Source organism: Ramlibacter aquaticus (assembly GCF_015159745.1).
Classification (GTDB): Bacteria; Pseudomonadota; Gammaproteobacteria; order Burkholderiales; family Burkholderiaceae_C; genus Ramlibacter; species Ramlibacter aquaticus.
The window spans coordinates 1-397 of the sequence record NZ_JADDOJ010000213.1 but is presented as its reverse complement, the minus strand read 5'-3'; the positions used below and the strand labels follow the sequence as shown (position 1 = coordinate 397).

1 protein-coding gene is annotated in these 397 nt (G+C 62.5%); it reads left to right on the top strand.

All coding sequences use genetic code 11. From position 1 onward, the window contains the following. On the top strand, positions 1-199 hold a 199-nt coding region (locus IM725_RS20175; RefSeq protein WP_193782415.1), incomplete at its 5' end, for a lytic transglycosylase domain-containing protein. Between the last annotated feature and the right edge of the window lie 198 nt (positions 200-397).

The window sequence follows — 397 nt, the reverse complement described above, 5'->3', positions numbered from 1 at the left end:
CTACGGCATCGACGAGGAAAGGCTATGGGAGCCGTGCATCAACACCAATATCGGCGCGTGGGTTCTGTCCCAAAACATCGCTCGATTCGGCCTGACGTGGAATGCCGTGGGCGCATACAACGCAGCGACCGAGTCGAAGCGTCTGGAGTACGCCAAGAAGGTGTCCCGCGTGCTGCTGGGCGGCAAACCTCAATCCTGAATGTGACGGCCAATGGCCCTTGGAGTGACTATGAAACGGAACCCCCAGCTGAGCCAGATTGCCATCGCGATCTGCCTGGTATTCGGCGTAGGAGCGGCGAAGGCCGCACTGGTGGCCGCGGTGTGCGAGGTGAATGGCGTTGCGGTGTGCGGTCAGGCCCGTGCTCCCGAGATCGCGGCGGCCGGTGTGCTCACGATC